Origin of the sequence: Ignavibacterium sp. (genome assembly GCF_025998815.1) — a bacterium.
Lineage (GTDB): Bacteria > Bacteroidota > Ignavibacteria > Ignavibacteriales > Ignavibacteriaceae > Ignavibacterium.
This window is the reverse complement of the sequence record NZ_AP026678.1, coordinates 2,068,364-2,087,991: the sequence shown is the minus strand read 5'-3', so window position 1 is coordinate 2,087,991 and position 19,628 is coordinate 2,068,364. Positions and strand designations below refer to the sequence as shown.

Below are 19,628 nucleotides of genomic sequence, written 5' to 3'. Positions count from 1 at the left end.
TTCAAAAAATAATTATGGAGATTTAATATGGCTGTTAATATGAAAGGTAAAGATCTCATTTCAATCGCAGATCTTACACTTGAAGAAATTTATGAGATTTTTGATGTGGCTCATTCATTAAAACAAAAATTATATACCAATGAACCACACAGATATCTTGAAGGCAAAACACTCGGAATGATTTTTACAAAACGCTCAACAAGAACACGTGTATCATTTGAAACCGGCATCTATCAACTTGGTGGACTTGGAATGTATTTCGGTCCCAATGATTTACAGCTTGGTAAAAGTGAAAGTATTGCAGATACAGCACGAGTTCTTTCAAGATATCTTAATGGAATTATGATTCGTACATTCGACCACAATGATGTGGTTGAACTTGCAAAGTATGCTGATATCCCCGTTATCAATGGATTGACCGATTTGCTTCATCCTTGTCAGGTTCTTACTGATCTGTTTACAGTACTCGAAAAGAAAAGAAAACTTCAGGGACTTAAACTTGCTTACATAGGCGATGGCAATAATATGGCTCACAGCTTATTGAACGGATGTTCAAAAGTAGGAATGAATATCGCTATAGCTTCACCTTCCGGTTATAAACCAAATAAAGAAATTGTGGCTAATGCTAAAAAGTTCGCTGCATATATGGGAAGCAAAGTTGAGATACTTGATGATCCGATCGCAGCAGTTAAAAATGCTGATATTGTTTATACAGATGTTTGGGCTTCAATGGGTCAGGAAGAAGAAGCTGAAGAGAGAAAGAAAAAGTTTGCTAAGTTTCAGGTTAATCCGAAGCTTGTGAAACACGCTAAAGAAGATTATTTGTTTATGCACTGCCTACCTGCACACAGAGGAGAAGAAGTAGTTGATGAAGTTGCCGATTCACCTAATTCAGTAATCTTTGATGAAGCTGAAAACAGATTGCATGTTCAGAAAGCTATAATGGCTTTAGTAATGTAATTTTATCTAAAGGTCATCCTTCGATAAACTCAGGATGACTTTTACTTCAACAGAGCATTTTATTAGGCTGTCCTTTTAGTAATTATCTTTGTCATACTTAGTTCATCGAAGTGTGACAAAGAACAGATAAGTTGAAAATCATAATATTCAACATGACACTTTTAGATTTTAAGGACAGCCTCCTTTAATAATAAGGATTTATAATCTGAGTATAAAGACTTTGGTTATAAATTATTCTTGAAAATTTATTCGAATTTTATTTTAAGATTTACAATTTCACTGCTGCTGCCGGTTCTGACAGGTGGTCCCCAGGTTCCCGCACCTGAGGAAACATAAAAATGTGTGTTTCCCTTTTTCTTATATCCCCAACTAACTTCATAAATCATTTTAGTGATAAGGTTTGCAGGCCAGATTTGTCCATGGTGTGTATGTCCCGAAAGCTGAAGATGAATATTATTTCTTTCAGCTTCTTCTAAATTGAATGGAGTGTGGTCAAGCAAAATTATCGGATAATCTTTTGGAATTTCAGAAATGATATCTTCCAATGATTTTCTTTGTTTACCAGTAAACTGAGGCATTGATCTGTCTTCTCTTCCAACAACATAAAAACTGCTATCAATAAAAATATAATTATCTCTGATAGTTTTAATTCCGAGATGCTCGGCATAAAGAACTGATGCTTCGACCCCGTTTATAAATTCGTGATTACCGTTAATTGTATAAACTCCATATTTACTTTTCAGTTTATGAAATGATTTTCCGATTTCTCTTGCTTCAAGAATTTCTGCTTTATCATCAACTATATCACCGGCAAGAAGGACAATGTCAGGATTGAGTGAATTCATTTTATCAATTATTCGTGTAAGTAACCTTTCTCCATCAATTGGTGAAAGATGAATATCACTTGCCATCACAACATTAAGTTCACTAAGCTTGCTTTGACCTTTTGGAATTGTAAGCTCCAATGTTCTTATCTCAATATTCCTTTTATTAAGGTTTCCGAGAAAAACAATAATGCTTACAACTGCAATTAAAACAAGCGCAGTATATCTTTTGATGTTATCACTTCCACTTCTGAATATTTCCGGAAGGAAAAGAAATTTAGAATCGAAGAATCTGATAATGTCAACTAAAAGTAATGAAAGAATAAAGTAAACCAGAAATGCAAACCAGATTGCGCCAACTCCAAGCCAGATATCGTAAAGAAGAGGTGGAAGAACCTTATATAAAAATTTTGCAAATACATATCCATAAGCAATTAAAACAAACAAAATCAAATAGATTATCTTGACTAATGGATAATTACCAATTGCCTGCCAACCACGAATGAAAACATAATAATTAAGTGATGTATAAACTGTAAAGAATATTATAAAAAATAATGACATAATACTTTTTTGTTTTTTGATTAAACAAAAGATATTGATATAAGTTCAAATGAAAATGGGTATGAATCACAATTACAAAATTCTTATTCGAATTCAACTTCAACTTAAGTCGGCTTGATTATTTATGTATACCATTATGGTATACAAACAGGATGGATAAAATTTATGATAAATGTAGGGGTTTTGATTGGGATATTGGTAATCCCAACAAAACTATATTAAACATAATGTGACAAATAATGAATGTGAAGAGATTTTCTTTATTGAACCTACTTCAAGTTCTCGCCAATAAAAACGATATTCCATACCAGTCACTGATTAAAAAATCATTCTTAAGGAAAGGGTTGAAAGAGAGTTGAAAATATAATTCTGAAAATGATTAATTGAATTCAAAACCTGTCAGGCTAATTAAGTAGTTAGCCTGACAAGTCTGAAAAATTGTGTTATTTATATGAATGTAAAACTTTCATATAGTTGGCGCGTTCGAATTTAGATGGATCATCAACATTCATATAACTCATACTTCCACGCATCATACTCAGTGACTCATACTCGTGTTCTTCCATCCAGGTTTTCATACCACTGATTACATCAGCAATATGACCAATTCCGAATTTCAAAAGAGCAGCAAGCATTTGAGTTGCCTTTGCACCTGCCATTGTCAGTTTAATAACATCTTCAGGATGATAAACTCCGCTTGTTGCAGCCAAATCTGCCTGAACTTTTCCATAAAGAATAGCAATCCATCTTAATGGTAATCTCATTGCCATTGGAGTACTAAGCAAAACATTTGGTTCAACTTCCAGTTTTTCCAGATTAATATCCGGCTGATAAAATCTGTTGAACAAAACAAGTCCGTTTGCACCAGCTTTTGCAAATTGGTTAGCCATATATGAAGTTGAAGTAAAGAATGGATGCATCTTTACAGCAATTGGAATTTTAACAGCTGAACGAACTGCTTTAACTATATCGATATACATTTGTTCTATAAAATTACCAGAGCGTTCAACATCTGTCGGAAGTAAATAAATGTTCAGCTCAAGTGCATCTGCACCAGCTTGTTCAATTAACTTTGCATACTCAGTCCAACCACCAACAGATTTTCCGTTTAAGCTTGCTATGATTGGAATGTTGACTGCTTCTTTGGCTTTGCGAATATGCTCAAGATATTCATCTGGTCCGGTTTTAAATTCAAATGGTTCAGGGAAGTAAGAAGTAGCTTCAGCATAGCTTTCAGCGTGAACAGAAGTATGATAATCTAATTCAATTTGTTCGTGCTCAATTTGTTCTTCGAATAGAGAATATAGAACAACAGCACCTGCACCGGCATCTTCCATCTCGCGGATGTTTGATATTTTTTCTGATAATGGTCCGGCTGAGGGAATAATCGGAGATTTTAATTTGAGTCCGAGATAATTAGTTGATAAATCCATTTTCTTTCCTTTTGATTTTACTATAAACTTTTTTAATAAGCGCAGGAAAAAATCCTGCGCTCTCAATTGCTTATCATTGAACTGCTTCTTTCTGTGGATCCCAGGCAGCTAATCTTTCATATTCTTTCCATCGTTTGATTACATCTTCCTGAGCTTCCTGAATCAGCTTTGCTGCTAAGTCGGGATGAGATTTAGTCAACATCTTATATCTTGTTTCCATATAAGCATAATCTTTCAGAGGAATCTTTAATCCTTTAGAATCAAGTTTGAAAGGATTCTTTCCTTCTTTTGCCAATTCGGGATTGTATCTGTATAATGGCCAGTAACCTGAATCGACAGCAGCTTTCTGATTATTCATTGCTGTTGCCATATTTATTCCGTGTGCAATGCAATGGCTGTAAGCAATAATGATTGATGGTCCGTCATAAGCTTCAGCTTCAAGAAATGCTCTTAATGTATGCTGATCGTTTGCACCCATCGCAACTCTTGCTACATAAACATTTCCGTAAGTCATTGCCATAAGTCCGAGATCTTTTTTACCTGCTGGTTTACCGGCTGCAGCAAATTTAGCAACAGCACCACGAGGGGTAGCTTTTGAACTTTGTCCGCCAGTGTTGGAATAAACTTCTGTATCAAGAACGAGAAGATTAACATTTGCACCAGTTGCGATTACATGATCAAGTCCGCCATAACCGATATCATAAGCCCATCCATCACCACCGATTATCCAAACAGATTTTTTAACAAGATAATCTGCAATACTTAATAGATGATTCAAATCGGATGCTTTTCCATTAGCACCAGCATTGATCATATCACTTAATTTTTTCTTTAAAACTTCTACTCTTTCTCTTTGTTCGTAAATACCAGCTTCATCTTTTTGATCAGCATTGATTATTGCAGTAACCAATTCATCACCAATTTCAGAAGCATACTTCTTAAGTAAGTCAATTGCCTGATGCTGGTGTTTATTTATTGCCAATCTGAATCCTAAGCCGAATTCAGCGTTATCTTCAAATAGTGAATTTGACCAGGCAGGTCCTCTTCCTTCTTTGTTCACTGACCAGGGAGTTGTTGGAAGATTTCCGCCATAAATGGATGAGCAACCTGTTGCGTTTGCTATAATTGCTCTGTCACCAAAAAGCTGACTTACTAATTTTACATAAGGAGTTTCGCCACAACCAGCACAAGCTCCTGAGAACTCAAATAATGGTTCAAGGAATTGTGAGTCTTTAACTTTTGATACCGCAACTTTTCTTCTGTCTAAATCAGGAATGTTAATAAAGAAGTCCCAATTAGCTCTTTCTTTTTCACGAAGAGGAAGTTGCTCTGCCATATTGATGGCTTTGAGTTTTGTTTCCTTTTTATTCTTAGCCGGACAAACATCAACACAAAGTCCGCAACCGGTACAATCTTCTACTGCAACCTGAAGTGTGTAAAGTAATCCTTCTCCGTAATCCTTTGCTTTGAACTTAGTTGATTTGAAAGTTTCTGGTGCGCCTTCGAGATACTTTTCTTCATAAACTTTTGCTCTGATAGTAGCGTGCGGACAAACCATTACACATTTGTTGCATTGAATACATGTTTCAGGATCCCATACGGGAACTTCGAGAGCAATGTTTCTTTTTTCCCATCTTGCACTTGCTGAGGGATAAGTACCATCAACAGGCATTTTGCTTACAGGAATCAAATCGCCTTTACCAGCAATTATTTTTCCAAGAACTTCTTTGACGAAATCGGGAGCATTTGGAGTTACTGGTGGTTGTAGCTGAGCTTTGCTTGTAATTTTATTCGGAACAGGAACTTCAAACAGATTATCAAGAGTTTTATCAACTGCATCAAAATTCATCTGAACAATTTTATCTCCCTTAGCTCCATAAGTTTTCTTAATAGAATCTTTAATTAAGCCAATCGCCTGTTCTTTAGGAAAGATGTTTGATATTGCGAAGAAACAAGTTTGCATTATTGTATTAATTCTTACTCCCATTCCGGTTTCGTCAGCAACTTTATACGCATCAATAACATATAATTTCATTTTCTTTTCAATCAAATCTTTCTGAACTTTTTCAGGTAGTGAATCCCAAACTTGTTCTTTCGGAACTTTAGTATTCAGAAGAAAAGTTGAACCTTCGACTGCATCTTCAAGCATATCCATCTTTTCTAAGAACACCTGCTGATGACATGCAATAAAATTTGCTTTGTTAATCAGATAAGTTGATTTGATTGGCTTTGGTCCGAATCTTAAATGTGATACAGTTACAGAGCCGGATTTTTTTGAATCATAAACAAAATATCCTTGCGCAAAGTAATCAGTTCCTTCGCCAATAATTTTAATTGAGTTTTTATTTGCACCGACTGTTCCATCTGCACCAAGACCATAGAACTTTCCACGGAAAGTTTCGGGTGCTTCAACAGAAAAGTTGGGATCAAAATCGAGACTTGAGTTTGTTACATCGTCTATTATTCCAACTGTGAAATGATTTTTTGGTTTATCTGAAGCAAGATTATCAAATACAGCTTTTATCATTGCAGGGGTGAACTCTTTTGATGAAAGGCCATATCTTCCGCCAACAATTTTCGGATAAGAAAATCCAAGCTCACCATTCATATATTTTTCTGATATTGCATTGATAACATCCTGATAAAGAGGTTCACCTGCAGAACCTGGTTCTTTTGTTCTGTCTAAAACAGCTATTGACTTTGTTGTTTTTGGTAATGCTTTTATGAAGTGATCAATTGAAAACGGTCTGTATAATCTTACCTTGATTGCCCCAATCTTTTCACCTTTTGCAACAAGATATTCAACTGTTTCTTCAACTGCCTGAGTACCAGAACCCATAAGAATAATTATTCTTTCTGCATCAGGGGCACCAACATAATCGAACAGATGATATTGTCTGCCTGTAAGTTTAGCAAACTTATCCATTTGCTTTTGAACTATGTTCGGACAAGCAGCGTAAAATGGATTAACTGTTTCTCTTCCCTGAAAGTAAACATCAGGATTTTGCGCAGTTCCTCTTATAAATGGATGATCAGGCGATAAAGCTCTTTTTCTGTGTTCAATTACAAACTTATCATCAATCATAGCTTTCATATCGTCTGCAGTAAGCTGTTCAATTTTCATAACCTCGTGAGAAGTTCTGAAGCCATCAAAGAAATGAAGGAAAGGAATTCTTGATTCAAGAGTAGCTGCCTGTGCAATTAATGCAAAATCCATAACTTCCTGAACTGAACCAGAAGAAAGTAATGCAAAACCTGTTTGACGAACACTCATTACATCTGAATGATCACCAAAAATTGATAGCGCTTGTGCAGCTATTGAGCGTGCAGAAACATGAAAAACTGTTGGTGTAAGTTCACCGGCAATTTTGTACATGTTTGGAATCATCAACAGCAAACCTTGTGAAGCAGTAAAGGTTGTAGTTAATGCTCCACTTTGTAGTGCACCGTGAACGGCCCCGGAAGCACCGCCTTCACTTTGCATTTCTGTAACCTGAGGAACAATTCCCCAAATATTTTTCTTTCCAACAGCAGACCAGGCATCGCACCATTCTGCCATGTTAGAAGATGGAGTAATAGGATAAATTGCTATTACTTCATTCGTATTGTATGCCACATACGCTGCGGCTTCATTACCATCGATTGTAACTTTTTTTCTATCCATTTTTTTACCGTTAAATTTTAATATTAGTTAATTTCAGCTTGAATGATTCCTTCAGCTTACCCAATAATAATACCAGCAATATTTGGCAAAAAACGGAGATTTTGAATATTCTTTAAGAAGTAAATTTCATTACTGAAAATCATCTACTTTTATTTTTTCCAATTTTAAGAAAATAACTGATGATGTAATGAATATTGCTCATAATGAAATATTGAGGATTTTTTTTGCTATAGAGAAGATTATAAGATAAATTTAGATGTGAATTAACAATTTATGAGGAGGTCTCTATGGATCAAATGAACCAGTTTAATCAGAACGCTTTTCAGCAACAATATAGACCAATGACACTTGGAGATTGGCTTATTACACTTTTGATTCAGGCAATTCCATTAGTTGGTTTTATAATGTTATTTGTGTGGGCTTTCGGAGGTGATACTCATCCAAGTAAGAAAACCTGGGCACAGGCATCACTTCTTTTTGCTTTAATTATGCTTGTGCTTGTAATAATTTTCTTTGCTGCGATGTGGAGTTTCTTTATGTCTTTCTTCAGTGGTTATAATATGAATTATTCAAGTTGACTCAATTAATTTATCAGCATTTATAATATTAAGGCGAGTTAATTGCAACTCGCCTTTTAAATTTTAAAATGACAAAAAGCATTTTGTATAAATAAAAATTTATTCAAAAAAAGAGCGGACAAATTGTCCGCTCTTTCTATTTAACACTTTTGATTTCAGTATTTTACTTGGTCAATACCATTTTCTTTGTCATCACAAAATCACCAGCAGTTAATCTGTAAATGTAAGTTCCGCTCGCAAGGTTTGAAGCATCGAACACAACATTATAAACTCCCGGCTCAGTGAACTGATTATTTACAAGTGTCATAACTTCTTCACCAAGAGTATTATAAATAATCAGACTTACATTTACAGGATTAGCAATTGAATATCTGATAGTTGTTGTTGGATTAAATGGATTCGGATAATTCTGTGCAAGATCGAATTTGGCCGGGATATTGACATCAACCTCTACAATATCTGAATACTTGAAAGTACCATTAAAATCAATCTGTTTCAGTCTGTATCTGACGACACCTGTTCCAGGGGTGTTATCGGTAAAGGTATAAAATTGTTTTTCAGTCGTAGTTCCCTTACCGTCAACAAACCCGATTTGTTCAAATTCACTTCCCGAGGATTTTTCAACAGCGAAACCTTTGTTATTGGTCTCGGTAATTGTTGCCCAGCTTAATATAACTTTACCGTTAGAAACCGATGCTACAAATGAACTCAACTCAACAGGAATAGTTCCAGCCGGCAAAATATCCGTTGCATAATATCGTGGTAACAACTGATAGCCATCATTTAATACTGTTGATCCTGATGAAAATTGAGAACCAAGTCCAATTATATCAACAGGCCATGTTGGTTCAGGATTGTTATCTAAGTCAGTGTCCGAATCAATTCTTAAATCAATAGTATCAGTACCATCAGTTACAACCAATGTTGCACTACCATTGGATGGCCAGTTACCACTAACTTTATTTACAGAAACAAAACCAATTAAAGTACCTTCATAAGATTCAGGATTCTGCATGTATTCAGCCATAGTCAGCACTACCGGATCAGGAGTTGGATTGCCGGAGTTGACATAAATTATATGACTTGAAGAGAAAGGTTGAATTTGCGTTAAACCTCTGAATTGGCCAACCACACCTTGCATATAAACACTATCGCCCAAATTCAGTGTTGGAGATGTCGTACCTCCCAGGAACTCCGTAATTCCAGCTGTACCATCCCAAACATAATAAGAATGATTTGTGGTTTGATAATTTGGAGAAATTATAATACCACCAATTGTCACAGTATCACCAAGTCTGTCAGGAATGAGATCATTATTAGTATCTTCTCTAACTACAGCAATTGGTAAAGTTAATGGAGCGATATTTATTTCATAAGCACCAAACCCATTGTTGGTGGCTAGTACAAAAACCTGATATTTAAGTTCACTAACTTTTCTAATTTCCACATCACCAGTACCATTTCCATTACTATTTGAACCAAGCGGAGGTGTAACCCCGTAAAGCTCAGCATTGGCAGGTATACCGAACGGAACTCGGACGATACGTGCATTCTGGTTACCCGTGCCATATGCAAAAGTCGCAACATATTCATCGCTAAGAATATTACCTAAAAATCTGATTGCATTGGATCCTGTTGCAACTACGCTGCCTGGTATTGTTCCTAGTGAAGTCCCGTTTGCATCAAATTTAATTGGGTTTGTGCCATTAGCATTATAATAAAAAGCTGAATCTATCGGTCCAACCGATGGTGAAGAACCGGTGGATGAAATATTTATTATTTCTGCGTTAAAAGTATTACCATTATCAGTTGTGGTAAATTTATATACCTCAGATGAATTACCTGAAGCAGCCCAAATCGTTAATGAATTATCTGATGCCGAACCTGTTACAGTAAATTTATCACCCAATCTTACAGCAGAGGCAGCCGTGTAATTTATTGCGACAACAGGAGAATCTGCTTCAGTGGTGTATTTATACACCTTGAATGGAGAAGTAGAGGCACCTGTGGTTAAATTGCAAACAAAAATTAGCCCATCATCGGAAACACCAGCATCGTTTATTGGAAAAGCACCACCAGAAATACCGGCGGTAGATAAAGTACCAACTGAGTCACCATTAAGTGCATTATAAACATAGATAAAATTACCTCCATTTCTGCTGACAATATATAACCTGTGGTTTCCGTTTACCACTCCATAGCCCATGCCTCTTTCTGTGCTACTGGCACTGGAAAACCAAGTTGGCAAAGTTGAATTTGCTGCAGACTTTTCCCACAGCACGCTAACCTGAGCAATCGATATATCTGCCAAGATTAGGAAAAATGAAATCAAAAGAGTTGTTAGTTTTTTCATAAGAACCTCGCGATTTGTTGAATGGAAGTATAATTTATAAGATTTAATTTCTACGCTAAAATAATAAAATAAAAAATAGAATTCTACCAAGAATCTTTAAATAATCATTAAGAGTTGGGTGGTGTAAATTTCATAATAATCGGATTTGAATAATTGAGTTTATTATTACAGTTCTTTGCGGAGAGGGAGGGATTCTCCGAAGGATGCTTTGCAGAACCCCCGGAGGACGTGAATCAGGGAATAATATTATTAGCCCTCAACCACTCTTTACCATCTTTTGATTTGAAAAATAATTCTCTTCTGTAAGCTTCAGAACGAGTTTCAAAGGACTCAAAATAATGAATAATCCAGGGTCTAAAAGCTTTGGTTGATTTAACTTTACCAATATTATGGTAGTTTAATCTCTCAGAGAGATTCTGGGTATGACCATAATAAAATCTATTGGTCTTAATACTTTTAAGAATATAAGTAAAATACATATTTGCGGAGAGGGAGGGATTCTCCGAAGGATGCTTTGCAGAACCCCCGGAGGATGTGAATCAGGGAATAATGTTGTTGGCTCTTAACCATAGTTTACCATCTTTAGATTTGAAAAATAGTTCTCTTCTGTAAGCTTCAGAACGAGTTTCAAAGGACTCAAAATAATGAATAGTCCAGGGTCTGAAAGCTTTGGTTGATTTAACTTTACCAATATTATGGTAGTTTAATCTCTCAGAGAGATTCTGGGTATGACCATAATAGAATCTATTGGTCTTAATACTTTTAAGAATATAAGTAAAATACATATTTGCGGAGAGGGAGGGATTCTCCGAAGGATGCTTTGCAGAACCCCCGGAGGACGTGAATCAGGGAATAATGTTGTTGGCTCTTAACCATTGTTTACCATCTTTAGATTTGAAAAATAGTTCTCTTCTGTAAGCTTCAGAACGAGTTTCAAAGGACTCAAAATAATGAATAACCCAGGGTCTAAAAGCTTTGGTTGATTTAACTTTACCAATATTATGGTAGTTTAATCTCTCAGAGAGATTCTGAGTATGACCATAATAAAATCTATTGGTCTTAAGACTTTTAAGAATATAAGTAAAATACATATTTGCGGAGAGGGAGGGATTCGAACCCCCGGAGGACGTGAATCCTCAACGGTTTTCAAGACCGCCGCATTCAACCACTCTGCCACCTCTCCAGCAATTTTTGGAAGTAAAATTCGGATTGCAAAATTTTGTAAGAACTATTCTTTAATTTGGGCTTCAAATATATGAATACTTATTTTTTCAGCCAAAGAAATTTAATTGGTTAAATCATGATCTTTCTTAAAGAATTTAAACCCTTTTGCAAATTACTCGCAGATAAAAGTGCCGAGATAATTCGAAAATATTTCAGATATCCTTTGAATATTGAAAATAAAGCCGACCTTTCACCGGTTACCATTGCTGATAAAAAGGCGGAAGAACTGATGCGTAATTTAATCTACAAGGAATTTCCGGATCACGGGATAATTGGCGAAGAGTTCGGTAATGAGAAATCTGATGCTGATTTTGTCTGGGTTTTGGATCCAATAGACGGCACTAAAAGTTTTATCTGTGGTGCTATGTCTTTCGGGACTTTAATCGCTTTGCTTTATAAAAATGAACCTGTTATTGGTGTAATAAATCAACCAATATTGAATGAGTTTTTAATTGGTGATAACAGAATATGCTTATTGAATGAAAGTAAAGTCAGGGTCAGAGAAAAAGATAATCTTTCTGAAGCTGTTCTTTTAACAACAGATCATCTGAATATTAAAAAGTATCAGGATGCTGAAAAGTTTGATAAACTTATCAATTCTGTCTGGCTATATAGAAATTGGGGTGATTGCTATGGTTATTATTTACTTGCAACAGGATTTGCAGATATTATGATTGATCCAATTATGTCTGTCTGGGATACAATGGCATTAATTCCAATCATCAAAGGTGCCGGTGGAATTATAACCGATTATAATGGTAATGATCCTGTAAATGGGAATAGTATTATTGCAGCATCTCCTCAACTACATTCAAAAGTACTTGATATTCTTAAGTAAAGAGATAGATAAGTAAACAGATAATTGAAGTAACTAAAACTATTGGTTTGTCTTTTCTTTTTGTGAATACATAAATTGTAACTCCAATCCAAAGAAAAGTGATAACTAAAAAATTGATAGGAAAAAGATTCTGAATCGGAGGAATCGATTTGTTTATGTATTCAAACTTATAAGAAAGATATAAAGGGTTTATCATCATAGTAAATGTGAGCAATACAATTGATGTGATTACCAGAAAATTTTTTGTTCGTCTGTTAGTTTTAAATTGTTCGAGGCCAGACCTTATAATCAATATTAATCCTGAATAAAGAAATAATACATACAACCAATTAAGCATCTTCGGAATTTTCCCGAAGAAAATAAATTTAGCTTCACCTTCTTTAGGAATTCGATAAACTCTGTCCTTACCATTTAGAATCAATGAGTAATTGAAATTATTTCCAACATCCTTTTTTCTGATTTCTGCAAATAAAATTCTATCATCCTCATTCAATTTGATCGTGTAATTTTTCACTTCTTCTGAATTTATTATCACTTGACCATTAAGATTTTTAAAATCAGTTCTTACTAATAATTTATAAACATCGCCATATTCAACCTTATCAAGTTTGTAAGATATCTTCTCACCATCAATTGAGAATGTTCCTGTTATTGGATAATATTCACCGAATACAGATTTGAAATATGATAGAAGAAATATTATGATGATGGAGCTAAGCCAGAGTATAATTGATTCTTTCATAACCTAAAAATTTTTTTCAAACAAACATAAATAAAAAACCCCGTTTGAGAACGGGGTAAAAGAAAGATACTATTATCCGCTAACTTAGAATGATGTACCCAATTTGAATCTTAAGTTCACAAATATTTTTGTGAATCCAATACTTCCAGCATCAGTGCGTGAAATACTTGCAGCAGGTCCAATTGCAAATGCACTAAATCCCCAACCTTCCATTATCTTCTGCACAAGCAGAGTAATGTTATATTGAGGTTGTCTGTATTTGCCACCAGGCATTCCATCAAATGCTAAATCGAATGTGCTTCCTGCAAGAGACATTTCTCTGAATCCAAAACCGAAATGCCATTCATCAAGATATTGAGCAACATATACTTTCCCTCTTGTTGAACCAAGAATAGAAACCGGATATCTGAATTCCCAATTCAGGAAAGACTGTTGATCGTGAATCACTCTTGCCTGATATTTAACAGAGCCATCGTCATTATAAACAATTGTTCCTTCTGACTCTTTTATGTAACTGTTATACTTTGCAGTTCCGATTTTTGTTGTTGCCTTCAGATAACCGAATTCAAAAAAGTTTCCGAAAGGAATTGTATATGAAATGTGAAATCCTTCGCTGAATATCAGATTGTTATGATTTTGTTCTTTTATTGGTTCAATCATTGCGTCAACATGACTGAATATACCAGCGCGCACACCAAGAATATGGAAATTAGCTTCAAAGAAGTTTGTTTCAAGCGGACCAGAATAAGGAGTTCCGATTCCGAATGATAAACCAACATCCTGTTTTAATGATACTCCAAGTCTTTCTCCGCCCTGAAGCTGAAGGAAAGGATTTATGTAACCAAGCGTTGGAGAAATCTGAGTTTTCGTTGGTGGCTGAAGAACTTTACCAAATCTGATTTTTTCAACTACACGTGTAAATACACTTGCATAATGAATATCTTCTTCAAGATTAATCTTGAAAGGATAAGTAATTATTCTTGCCCGCATTTCAGGAGATAATGCAAGCAATGGATATAAGGCGCCCTTAATTGAAATAGTTTGATTATTAGCATCTCTCAGGTCAACTATTATTTCTGCTTTTGGATCAGGCGGATCAATAAACAGAGCTTCCTGAATCTGAATGAATAAACTATCATCAAGAGGCTCCATCTGATAATACCTGATTTGTTCATCTTCCTGCTGAGCAAATGACAAACTCAGAAAGAAGGATGATACCAGAAACAGTACAGCAGAAATCAGAACAGTTTTTTTCATATAAGTTACACCTGATTATTTTGAAAAATCTGTAAAGAAAAACGAATCACCGACCTGAACCCGGTCTTTAGTCCTATCATCGACTGCTGTGAAGAAAAAGTTTACCTTATATCTTCCGTCTGATTCTCTAAGGTTTCCGTTTTTGTCCAGCCAATCATCAAATGCTGATAGTGTTGAAGCAATTTTCAGAGAGACATTGTAGATTAAATTACCGTTACTATCCTTTACCGGACCCGAAACACTGATTGGTCCGTTCCAGGTAATTTTAAGCTGGTCCGGTCTGTTATCAATCACAGTTACTTTGAATACAGTAATCCTTTGCAACTCCTGGACATAAATATCTCTGGCGTTCATCTTGGTAGTTACTTTTTCAATTTTAATTTCGGGTGGTTTATTCGGAACAACTTTTATTCTGTCTTCCTGCGAACCGAATTTAACTACAACTTCTGTTTGATCAGTCAGATCAAATTTTCGTTCTTGACCAGCGGGAATTACAACAATTGGTTTACTTCTGTCTCGCGGATCATAAATCTCAACGGGAACACTACCGGTATTTGAAGCAACATTCCAGGTATATTGAATAAATGTTTGCTTATTCGAAATTGGCATCGGCATCAGAGTCTGTTCTTCAACTACTTGTTTTTCTTCTTCTTTTGGTGGGGGTAATTCCTGAAGTTTGGTTTGAACTTCCTGAAGTCGTTGATTTAATGAAGCTAGTTTCTTCTTAAGTTCTAAATTTTCTACAGGGAGATTTTCATCAATTTTTATATCAAACTTTAAACCAAGTGCATATAAAGAATCAATTAATGTTACTAGCGAATCCCTTACTTTTTTATCAACGGTTTCTTCTTCGAGTGCAACACGACGCAAATCGAGGTCAGCACCTTTAAGAGCAAGCACTGTAATCACAAAAATGTAAAGCACCTGGTAAATAACGAATTTACTGTCTCTGTTTTTGTTAATCATTTTACGCTCTTATTTCTTAACTACAATTGATTCTAAATATTTTAATCCTGTTAGTGTTTTTTCATCTGATAATGAGTTACTTGCCTGATGAATTGAATTTGCCAGTGTACTTAATTCCTGAATCTTCTGGCTGCTTACTGCGTCAATCTGATTAATCTTTTCTGCAAGCATTGATATTGAAGCAAAATTCTTATGCATAATTTCACTCAGCTTTGCTGAGTGCTCAACAAGAAGTTTATATTTTTCAAGATCGGCAAGGGAAAGATTTGCATTACCAGCATTGTTCCCACCAGTAACCTGATTTAATTGTTTCATCAGATTTTTAGAATTCTCAATCTGAATTCTTGAAAAATATTTTTCACGAATATCTTCTACATGATTTACAACATTCTGAAACTCAACACCAAGTTGATCCAAAACAGGTTCAAACAATTTTCCAATTGCAAGCACTATCAATGCTTTAACTTCAAATGGAACTGAAAGACCCAAAAAAATCTCTTCACCGAGTTTAATACTGATAAGCAATATTGCAGCACCAATCAGTGGAAGAGCGGTTGAAATACTGTCAATTACACTTGTGTATGAATTAATTATCCTATCGATTGTTGCACTTGCTGGTGTTCTTATAATTTCCAGCTTCAATTTGTTGTAAGCAAGAAATGCCATAAAGACAAAAAATGCATAAGTTAAAACTGGAAGCCACCAGAAACTGTATGGCGAAATAGATTCCTGTGCAGGTTGCCAGGTAGGAAATAATGCACGCGCCAAGTCCACAGTCACATTACCAAGAATTGGGACTGTTGATAAATCAAGAAAGAATGAGAGTATAAGAGCAGCAAATGAAATTAAAGCCGGCTTGAATACAACAGCAAATTGAATATTTTTTACAGCAGACTTAGTATACTCTTCAAGCTCTCTTTCCAGCTCATTATTGGTTATGTCGGGATTTAAAAAATCTCTTGTGTTGTCCTTTGGTGGTTTAATAGTTTGGGTTACCATCTTTCTCCTCTAATATGTTTTAATTAAGATTATATCTCTGTTACAAATATTTTCACCGGAAAAATCTTTTCAGGCATTTGTAAAGTCAAGTATCATACCATCTGAGTAAAATTAATTTGCTTCTGAAAGTTCTCCGGCATAATTGATTTTGAGTTGCTTACAAACTTTTTAGTATTATCAGAAAAAAACAAGAATAAAATGGATGTAATTAGAAGAATAATTTTACCGCTTGATGTAAAATTGTAATAATAAATTGAATATGACAACTATTTGTAAATATTACAGGAAAAATATTCGTGATGTAATTTTATTTTACTTCACAAAAATTAGTTTGTTTATTAGTTATTTTTGGATAGAAGATTTTTAAGTTATGAATTACTTCAATCCAAGAATATTAGAAATAAATACGAGAGTCTGGTTAAAGAAAAAGAAGCTCACCTCAGTTGCAGAAATTTCTGAATCACAGATTGATGAATGGAAAGACCTCGGCTTTGATTATATATGGTTGATGGGAATATGGAAAACCAATAAAGATATCATAGCTCAATACTGCTTTGAACCGGATCTCGTTTCTTCATATACAAACGCTCTTAAGGATTGGAGAACCGAAGATATAATCGGCTCTCCTTATTCAATTGATTGTTATGAAGTAAATCCTGATTTGGGTACTGAATCTGAATTATTACAATTAAGAGAACGATTACATAAAAAAGGAATAAAATTAATTCTTGACTTTGTTAGTAATCATCTAAGTGTTGGTTCTCGCCTGGTAAAAGAGAAGAAAGAAATTTTTCTTCCGGCTGATGAATATCTTTTCAGAAATGATCCATATACTTTCTTTAAATCTCCTTACAATTCAAAAGAATACTTTGCACACGGAAGAGATCCTTTATTTCCACCCTGGAAAGACACAATACAAATTAATTTTTACAGTAACGAAGCAAGAAATTTTTTGATCGAAACATTAAATAAAATTTCTGACTTGTGTGATGGTGTTCGATGCGATATGGCAATGCTTTCATTGAATAATATTTTCTATAACACCTGGGTTGGTGCATTAAAAAAATATGGTTATGAAAAACCCGGCAAAGAATTTTGGTCAGAAGCTATAAATGCTGTTAAATCTGAAAAACCAGAATTTGTTTTTATAGCAGAAGCTTATTGGGATCTTGAATGGCAGTTGCAGCAACTTGGGTTTGATTTTACTTATGATAAAAGATTATTAGACCGATTAGCCGGTAATGATATTAAAAGTGTAAAAGATCATCTTCACGCTGAAAAAGATTTCCAACAGAAGTCTGTTAGGTTTATTGAAAATCATGACGAAGACAGAGCTGCTTCAAAATTTGGGAAGGACAGATCACTTGCTGCCGCGACAATCATTAGCACAATTCAGGGAATGATTCTTTATCACGATGGACAATTTGAAGGTAAAAAAATTAAGATTCCTGTACAGCTTGGTCGCGAACCATTTGAAAAAGAAGATGACCGAATTAAAAATTTTTACTATAAGCTTTTGCGAATAACAAAATACTCGGCATTCAGAAAAGGTGAATGGAGTATGCTTGATTCAATTCCGGCAGCTACTTCAGACTACAGTTTCGAAAATATTTTAATCTGGCAATGGAAGTATGAAAACAATCTTTTTATTGTAGCTGTGAATTATGCTAACTCAACATCCCGGTGTCGGGTTAAGTTTGAGACACCCAAAGATAAAATGATCCTGAATCTTAATGATATTCTTAATTCAGTTAGTTATGAGAGAAGTATTGAAGAGATAAACGAAAGAGGACTGTATATTGAATTAAAACCATTCAGCAGCCACATTTTCTCCATAAATATTTGATATTGATTACCAAATTTTACCTTTTCATAAATCATAATATTATTAAATTACGCAACCAAAATTTCAAATAAACATCTTATTAAATGCAAATGGCAAAGCAAAATAAAAATCAAAATAAAGAGCGAAAAATTGGTTCTCAGGTAGTTGAGAAAAAATCCTGGTGGAGCGATAAGAAAAACAGAAGCAGATTCTGGACAGCACTTGTGCTTTTGATACTTTTATATTTCTTTATTGTTAATAACACAAGAGAAGAACCAAAAGAAGGACCTTATCCTCCGGGATATCAACCGCAAACAGAAAATACAATTAATTCAAATAAGTAAAGGATATCTTAATATGAAAAACATTCTGATAGTAGCTTTTATTCTTTTAGCTTTCATTTTTCCTTCACAAATAGTTAAAAATACTGAAGCAAAATCTTTAAATGATAAAATAGCTTCTTTGTTATCGAGTGATAAAAAAGCTGCAGATTTTAAGCTTAAAACTCTTGAAGGTAAAGAAGTTAAGCTTTCTGATTATCGTGGTAAAGTTGTTATTATTGATTTCTGGGCAACCTGGTGTCCACCTTGTCGTAAAGGAATTCCTGATTTAATTTCTCTTCAGGATGAGTTTAAAAAAGATCTCGTTGTGATTGGAATTTCTTTGGATCAACAGAACACTATTAAAGACCTAAAACCATTTATTGAGAATTATAAAATAAATTATCCTGTTGTTCTTGGAGATGAAAAAGTAGTTAAAGATTACGGTGGAATAAATGCAATACCAACTTCATTCATAATTGACCAAAAGGGAAATATAGTTGATTCGCATGTTGGCCTGGTTCCAAAAACAGTTTATGTTGACCAGATAAAAAGTTTATTAAAAAAGAAGTAGTTAACTTTAAGCTGCCTGACAAAATTCAGGCAGCAGCATATTGTTTAGTACATAATCAGATTATTAAACCATTATGAACGGGGGAATCAAAACATACTCAGTTCTGGTCGTTGAAGATGACCCGGAAAACTTAAAGTTTTTAAAAACACTTCTTTCCAGATATTTCAATGTTCTTGTCTGCAAATCTGAAACAGAGTTTTTCAGCTCGGCTATTTCAAATCGTTTTGACTTAATACTTATGGATATTTCTTTATCCGGTGAAAAATCAGGATTGAAACTTATTAAATCGTTGAGGGAGATTCCAATATTTAAAACAATTCCAATAATCTGTTTATCGGCACATATTGCAGAATCAGATAAAATGGAAGCTTTGGAAGCAGGAGCAAATTATTATTTACGAAAGCCAGTTCAAAATAAAATTCTGATTGACACAATATTCAATTTGATTGAACAGAATTATAAAAGAAAATAGAAGTAAAATAAAAAACCCGACTAATTATAGCCGGG

The 19,628-nt window shown here is 34.5% G+C and carries 18 protein-coding genes and 1 tRNA gene; 7 read left to right on the top strand and 12 right to left on the bottom strand.

Going from position 1 to position 19,628, the window contains the following annotated elements:
- Positions 1–27 precede the first annotated feature (27 nt).
- A complete protein-coding gene (gene argF, locus Q0X14_RS09045; protein ID WP_297837299.1) occupies positions 28–960 on the top strand; it encodes an ornithine carbamoyltransferase in 933 nt (310 codons plus the stop codon).
- 245 nt (positions 961–1,205) lie between these two features.
- Here argF and Q0X14_RS09040 read toward each other — a convergent pair whose 3' ends face one another.
- The 3 genes from Q0X14_RS09040 to nifJ all read right to left on the bottom strand — a co-directional run bounded on the left by Q0X14_RS09040 (position 1,206) and on the right by nifJ (position 7,445).
- The gene (locus Q0X14_RS09040) at positions 1,206–2,348 is read right to left on the bottom strand and encodes a metallophosphoesterase (protein WP_297837297.1); all 1,143 of its coding nucleotides are present in this window, start codon (positions 2,346–2,348) and stop codon (positions 1,206–1,208) included.
- 443 nt (positions 2,349–2,791) lie between these two features.
- Positions 2,792–3,781: a dihydroorotate dehydrogenase-like protein gene (locus Q0X14_RS09035; protein ID WP_297837296.1), complete on the bottom strand. Its 990-nt coding sequence runs from the start codon at positions 3,779–3,781 to the stop codon at positions 2,792–2,794.
- A 73-nt stretch (positions 3,782–3,854) separates the two neighbouring features.
- Positions 3,855–7,445, bottom strand: a complete 3,591-nt coding sequence (gene nifJ, locus Q0X14_RS09030) for a pyruvate:ferredoxin (flavodoxin) oxidoreductase (RefSeq protein WP_297837293.1) — start codon at positions 7,443–7,445, stop codon at positions 3,855–3,857.
- Between the two features lie 287 nt (positions 7,446–7,732).
- On the opposite strand from nifJ, the gene Q0X14_RS09025 reads away from it, so the two are divergent.
- A complete protein-coding gene (locus Q0X14_RS09025) occupies positions 7,733–8,023 on the top strand; it encodes a hypothetical protein (RefSeq protein WP_297837290.1) in 291 nt (96 codons plus the stop codon).
- Positions 8,024–8,186: 163 nt separating this feature from the next.
- On the opposite strand, the gene Q0X14_RS09020 is transcribed toward Q0X14_RS09025, so the two are convergent.
- The 5 genes from Q0X14_RS09020 to Q0X14_RS09000 form a co-directional block, all read right to left on the bottom strand.
- Complete coding sequence (locus Q0X14_RS09020; RefSeq protein ID WP_297837287.1) at positions 8,187–10,376, bottom strand: DUF4623 domain-containing protein; 2,190 nt, start codon at positions 10,374–10,376, stop codon at positions 8,187–8,189.
- A gap of 233 nt (positions 10,377–10,609) precedes the next feature.
- Entirely contained in the window at positions 10,610–10,855 is a 246-nt protein-coding gene (locus tag Q0X14_RS09015; RefSeq protein ID WP_297837285.1) for a GIY-YIG nuclease family protein, read from the bottom strand.
- Positions 10,856–10,915: 60 nt separating this feature from the next.
- Complete coding sequence (locus Q0X14_RS09010; RefSeq protein WP_297837281.1) at positions 10,916–11,161, bottom strand: GIY-YIG nuclease family protein; 246 nt, start codon at positions 11,159–11,161, stop codon at positions 10,916–10,918.
- Between the two features lie 60 nt (positions 11,162–11,221).
- On the bottom strand, positions 11,222–11,467 hold the full coding sequence (locus tag Q0X14_RS09005; RefSeq protein ID WP_297837279.1) for a GIY-YIG nuclease family protein: 246 nt from the start codon (positions 11,465–11,467) through the stop codon (positions 11,222–11,224).
- Positions 11,468–11,472: 5 nt separating this feature from the next.
- Positions 11,473–11,559 (bottom strand) — tRNA-Ser (locus Q0X14_RS09000).
- Between the two features lie 117 nt (positions 11,560–11,676).
- Between Q0X14_RS09000 and hisN the strand changes: the two genes are divergently transcribed.
- Positions 11,677–12,438 (top strand): histidinol-phosphatase, encoded by a 762-nt coding sequence (gene hisN / locus Q0X14_RS08995; RefSeq protein WP_297837277.1) that lies wholly within the window; start codon positions 11,677–11,679, stop codon positions 12,436–12,438.
- Here the strand turns inward: hisN and Q0X14_RS08990 are convergent.
- From Q0X14_RS08990 to Q0X14_RS08975, 4 genes are all read right to left on the bottom strand, one after another.
- The gene (locus Q0X14_RS08990; protein ID WP_297837274.1) at positions 12,431–13,180 is read right to left on the bottom strand and encodes a hypothetical protein; all 750 of its coding nucleotides are present in this window, start codon (positions 13,178–13,180) and stop codon (positions 12,431–12,433) included. The genes hisN and Q0X14_RS08990 overlap by 8 nt on opposite strands.
- An 84-nt stretch (positions 13,181–13,264) precedes the next feature.
- Positions 13,265–14,437 (bottom strand): hypothetical protein, encoded by a 1,173-nt coding sequence (locus tag Q0X14_RS08985; RefSeq protein ID WP_297837271.1) that lies wholly within the window; start codon positions 14,435–14,437, stop codon positions 13,265–13,267.
- 15 nt (positions 14,438–14,452) lie between these two features.
- Complete coding sequence (locus Q0X14_RS08980) at positions 14,453–15,403, bottom strand: hypothetical protein (RefSeq protein ID WP_297837268.1); 951 nt, start codon at positions 15,401–15,403, stop codon at positions 14,453–14,455.
- Positions 15,404–15,412: 9 nt separating this feature from the next.
- Complete coding sequence (locus Q0X14_RS08975) at positions 15,413–16,402, bottom strand: hypothetical protein (RefSeq protein ID WP_297837265.1); 990 nt, start codon at positions 16,400–16,402, stop codon at positions 15,413–15,415.
- A gap of 370 nt (positions 16,403–16,772) precedes the next feature.
- Here Q0X14_RS08975 and Q0X14_RS08970 point away from each other — a divergent pair, with 370 nt between their 5' ends.
- The 4 genes from Q0X14_RS08970 (at position 16,773) to Q0X14_RS08955 (ending at position 19,593) form a co-directional block, all read left to right on the top strand.
- Positions 16,773–18,248: an alpha-amylase family glycosyl hydrolase gene (locus tag Q0X14_RS08970; RefSeq protein ID WP_297837262.1), complete on the top strand. Its 1,476-nt coding sequence runs from the start codon at positions 16,773–16,775 to the stop codon at positions 18,246–18,248.
- An 89-nt stretch (positions 18,249–18,337) separates the two neighbouring features.
- On the top strand, positions 18,338–18,571 hold the full coding sequence (locus tag Q0X14_RS08965; protein ID WP_297837259.1) for a hypothetical protein: 234 nt from the start codon (positions 18,338–18,340) through the stop codon (positions 18,569–18,571).
- Positions 18,572–18,584: 13 nt separating this feature from the next.
- Entirely contained in the window at positions 18,585–19,121 is a 537-nt protein-coding gene (locus tag Q0X14_RS08960; RefSeq protein ID WP_297837256.1) for a TlpA disulfide reductase family protein, read from the top strand.
- Positions 19,122–19,194: 73 nt separating this feature from the next.
- A complete protein-coding gene (locus Q0X14_RS08955) occupies positions 19,195–19,593 on the top strand; it encodes a response regulator (protein WP_297837253.1) in 399 nt (132 codons plus the stop codon).
- Positions 19,594–19,628 lie beyond the last annotated feature (35 nt).

Coding starts and splice junctions, on each gene's coding strand:
- Q0X14_RS08980 (WP_297837268.1), bottom strand. CDS start 15,403: ATGATTAACAAAAACAGAGACAGTAAATTCGTTATTTACCAGGTGCTT.
- Q0X14_RS08990 (WP_297837274.1), bottom strand. CDS start 13,180: ATGAAAGAATCAATTATACTCTGGCTTAGCTCCATCATCATAATATTT.
- Q0X14_RS09025 (WP_297837290.1), top strand. CDS start 7,733: ATGGATCAAATGAACCAGTTTAATCAGAACGCTTTTCAGCAACAATAT.
- Q0X14_RS09005 (WP_297837279.1), bottom strand. CDS start 11,467: ATGTATTTTACTTATATTCTTAAAAGTCTTAAGACCAATAGATTTTAT.
- Q0X14_RS09040 (WP_297837297.1), bottom strand. CDS start 2,348: ATGTCATTATTTTTTATAATATTCTTTACAGTTTATACATCACTTAAT.
- Q0X14_RS08955 (WP_297837253.1), top strand. CDS start 19,195: ATGAACGGGGGAATCAAAACATACTCAGTTCTGGTCGTTGAAGATGAC.
- Q0X14_RS08985 (WP_297837271.1), bottom strand. CDS start 14,437: ATGAAAAAAACTGTTCTGATTTCTGCTGTACTGTTTCTGGTATCATCC.
- Q0X14_RS08960 (WP_297837256.1), top strand. CDS start 18,585: ATGAAAAACATTCTGATAGTAGCTTTTATTCTTTTAGCTTTCATTTTT.
- Q0X14_RS08965 (WP_297837259.1), top strand. CDS start 18,338: ATGGCAAAGCAAAATAAAAATCAAAATAAAGAGCGAAAAATTGGTTCT.
- Q0X14_RS09035 (WP_297837296.1), bottom strand. CDS start 3,781: ATGGATTTATCAACTAATTATCTCGGACTCAAATTAAAATCTCCGATT.
- hisN (WP_297837277.1), top strand. CDS start 11,677: ATGATCTTTCTTAAAGAATTTAAACCCTTTTGCAAATTACTCGCAGAT.
- nifJ (WP_297837293.1), bottom strand. CDS start 7,445: ATGGATAGAAAAAAAGTTACAATCGATGGTAATGAAGCCGCAGCGTAT.
- argF (WP_297837299.1), top strand. CDS start 28: ATGGCTGTTAATATGAAAGGTAAAGATCTCATTTCAATCGCAGATCTT.
- Q0X14_RS09015 (WP_297837285.1), bottom strand. CDS start 10,855: ATGTATTTTACTTATATTCTTAAAAGTATTAAGACCAATAGATTTTAT.
- Q0X14_RS08975 (WP_297837265.1), bottom strand. CDS start 16,402: ATGGTAACCCAAACTATTAAACCACCAAAGGACAACACAAGAGATTTT.
- Q0X14_RS09010 (WP_297837281.1), bottom strand. CDS start 11,161: ATGTATTTTACTTATATTCTTAAAAGTATTAAGACCAATAGATTCTAT.
- Q0X14_RS08970 (WP_297837262.1), top strand. CDS start 16,773: ATGAATTACTTCAATCCAAGAATATTAGAAATAAATACGAGAGTCTGG.
- Q0X14_RS09020 (WP_297837287.1), bottom strand. CDS start 10,376: ATGAAAAAACTAACAACTCTTTTGATTTCATTTTTCCTAATCTTGGCA.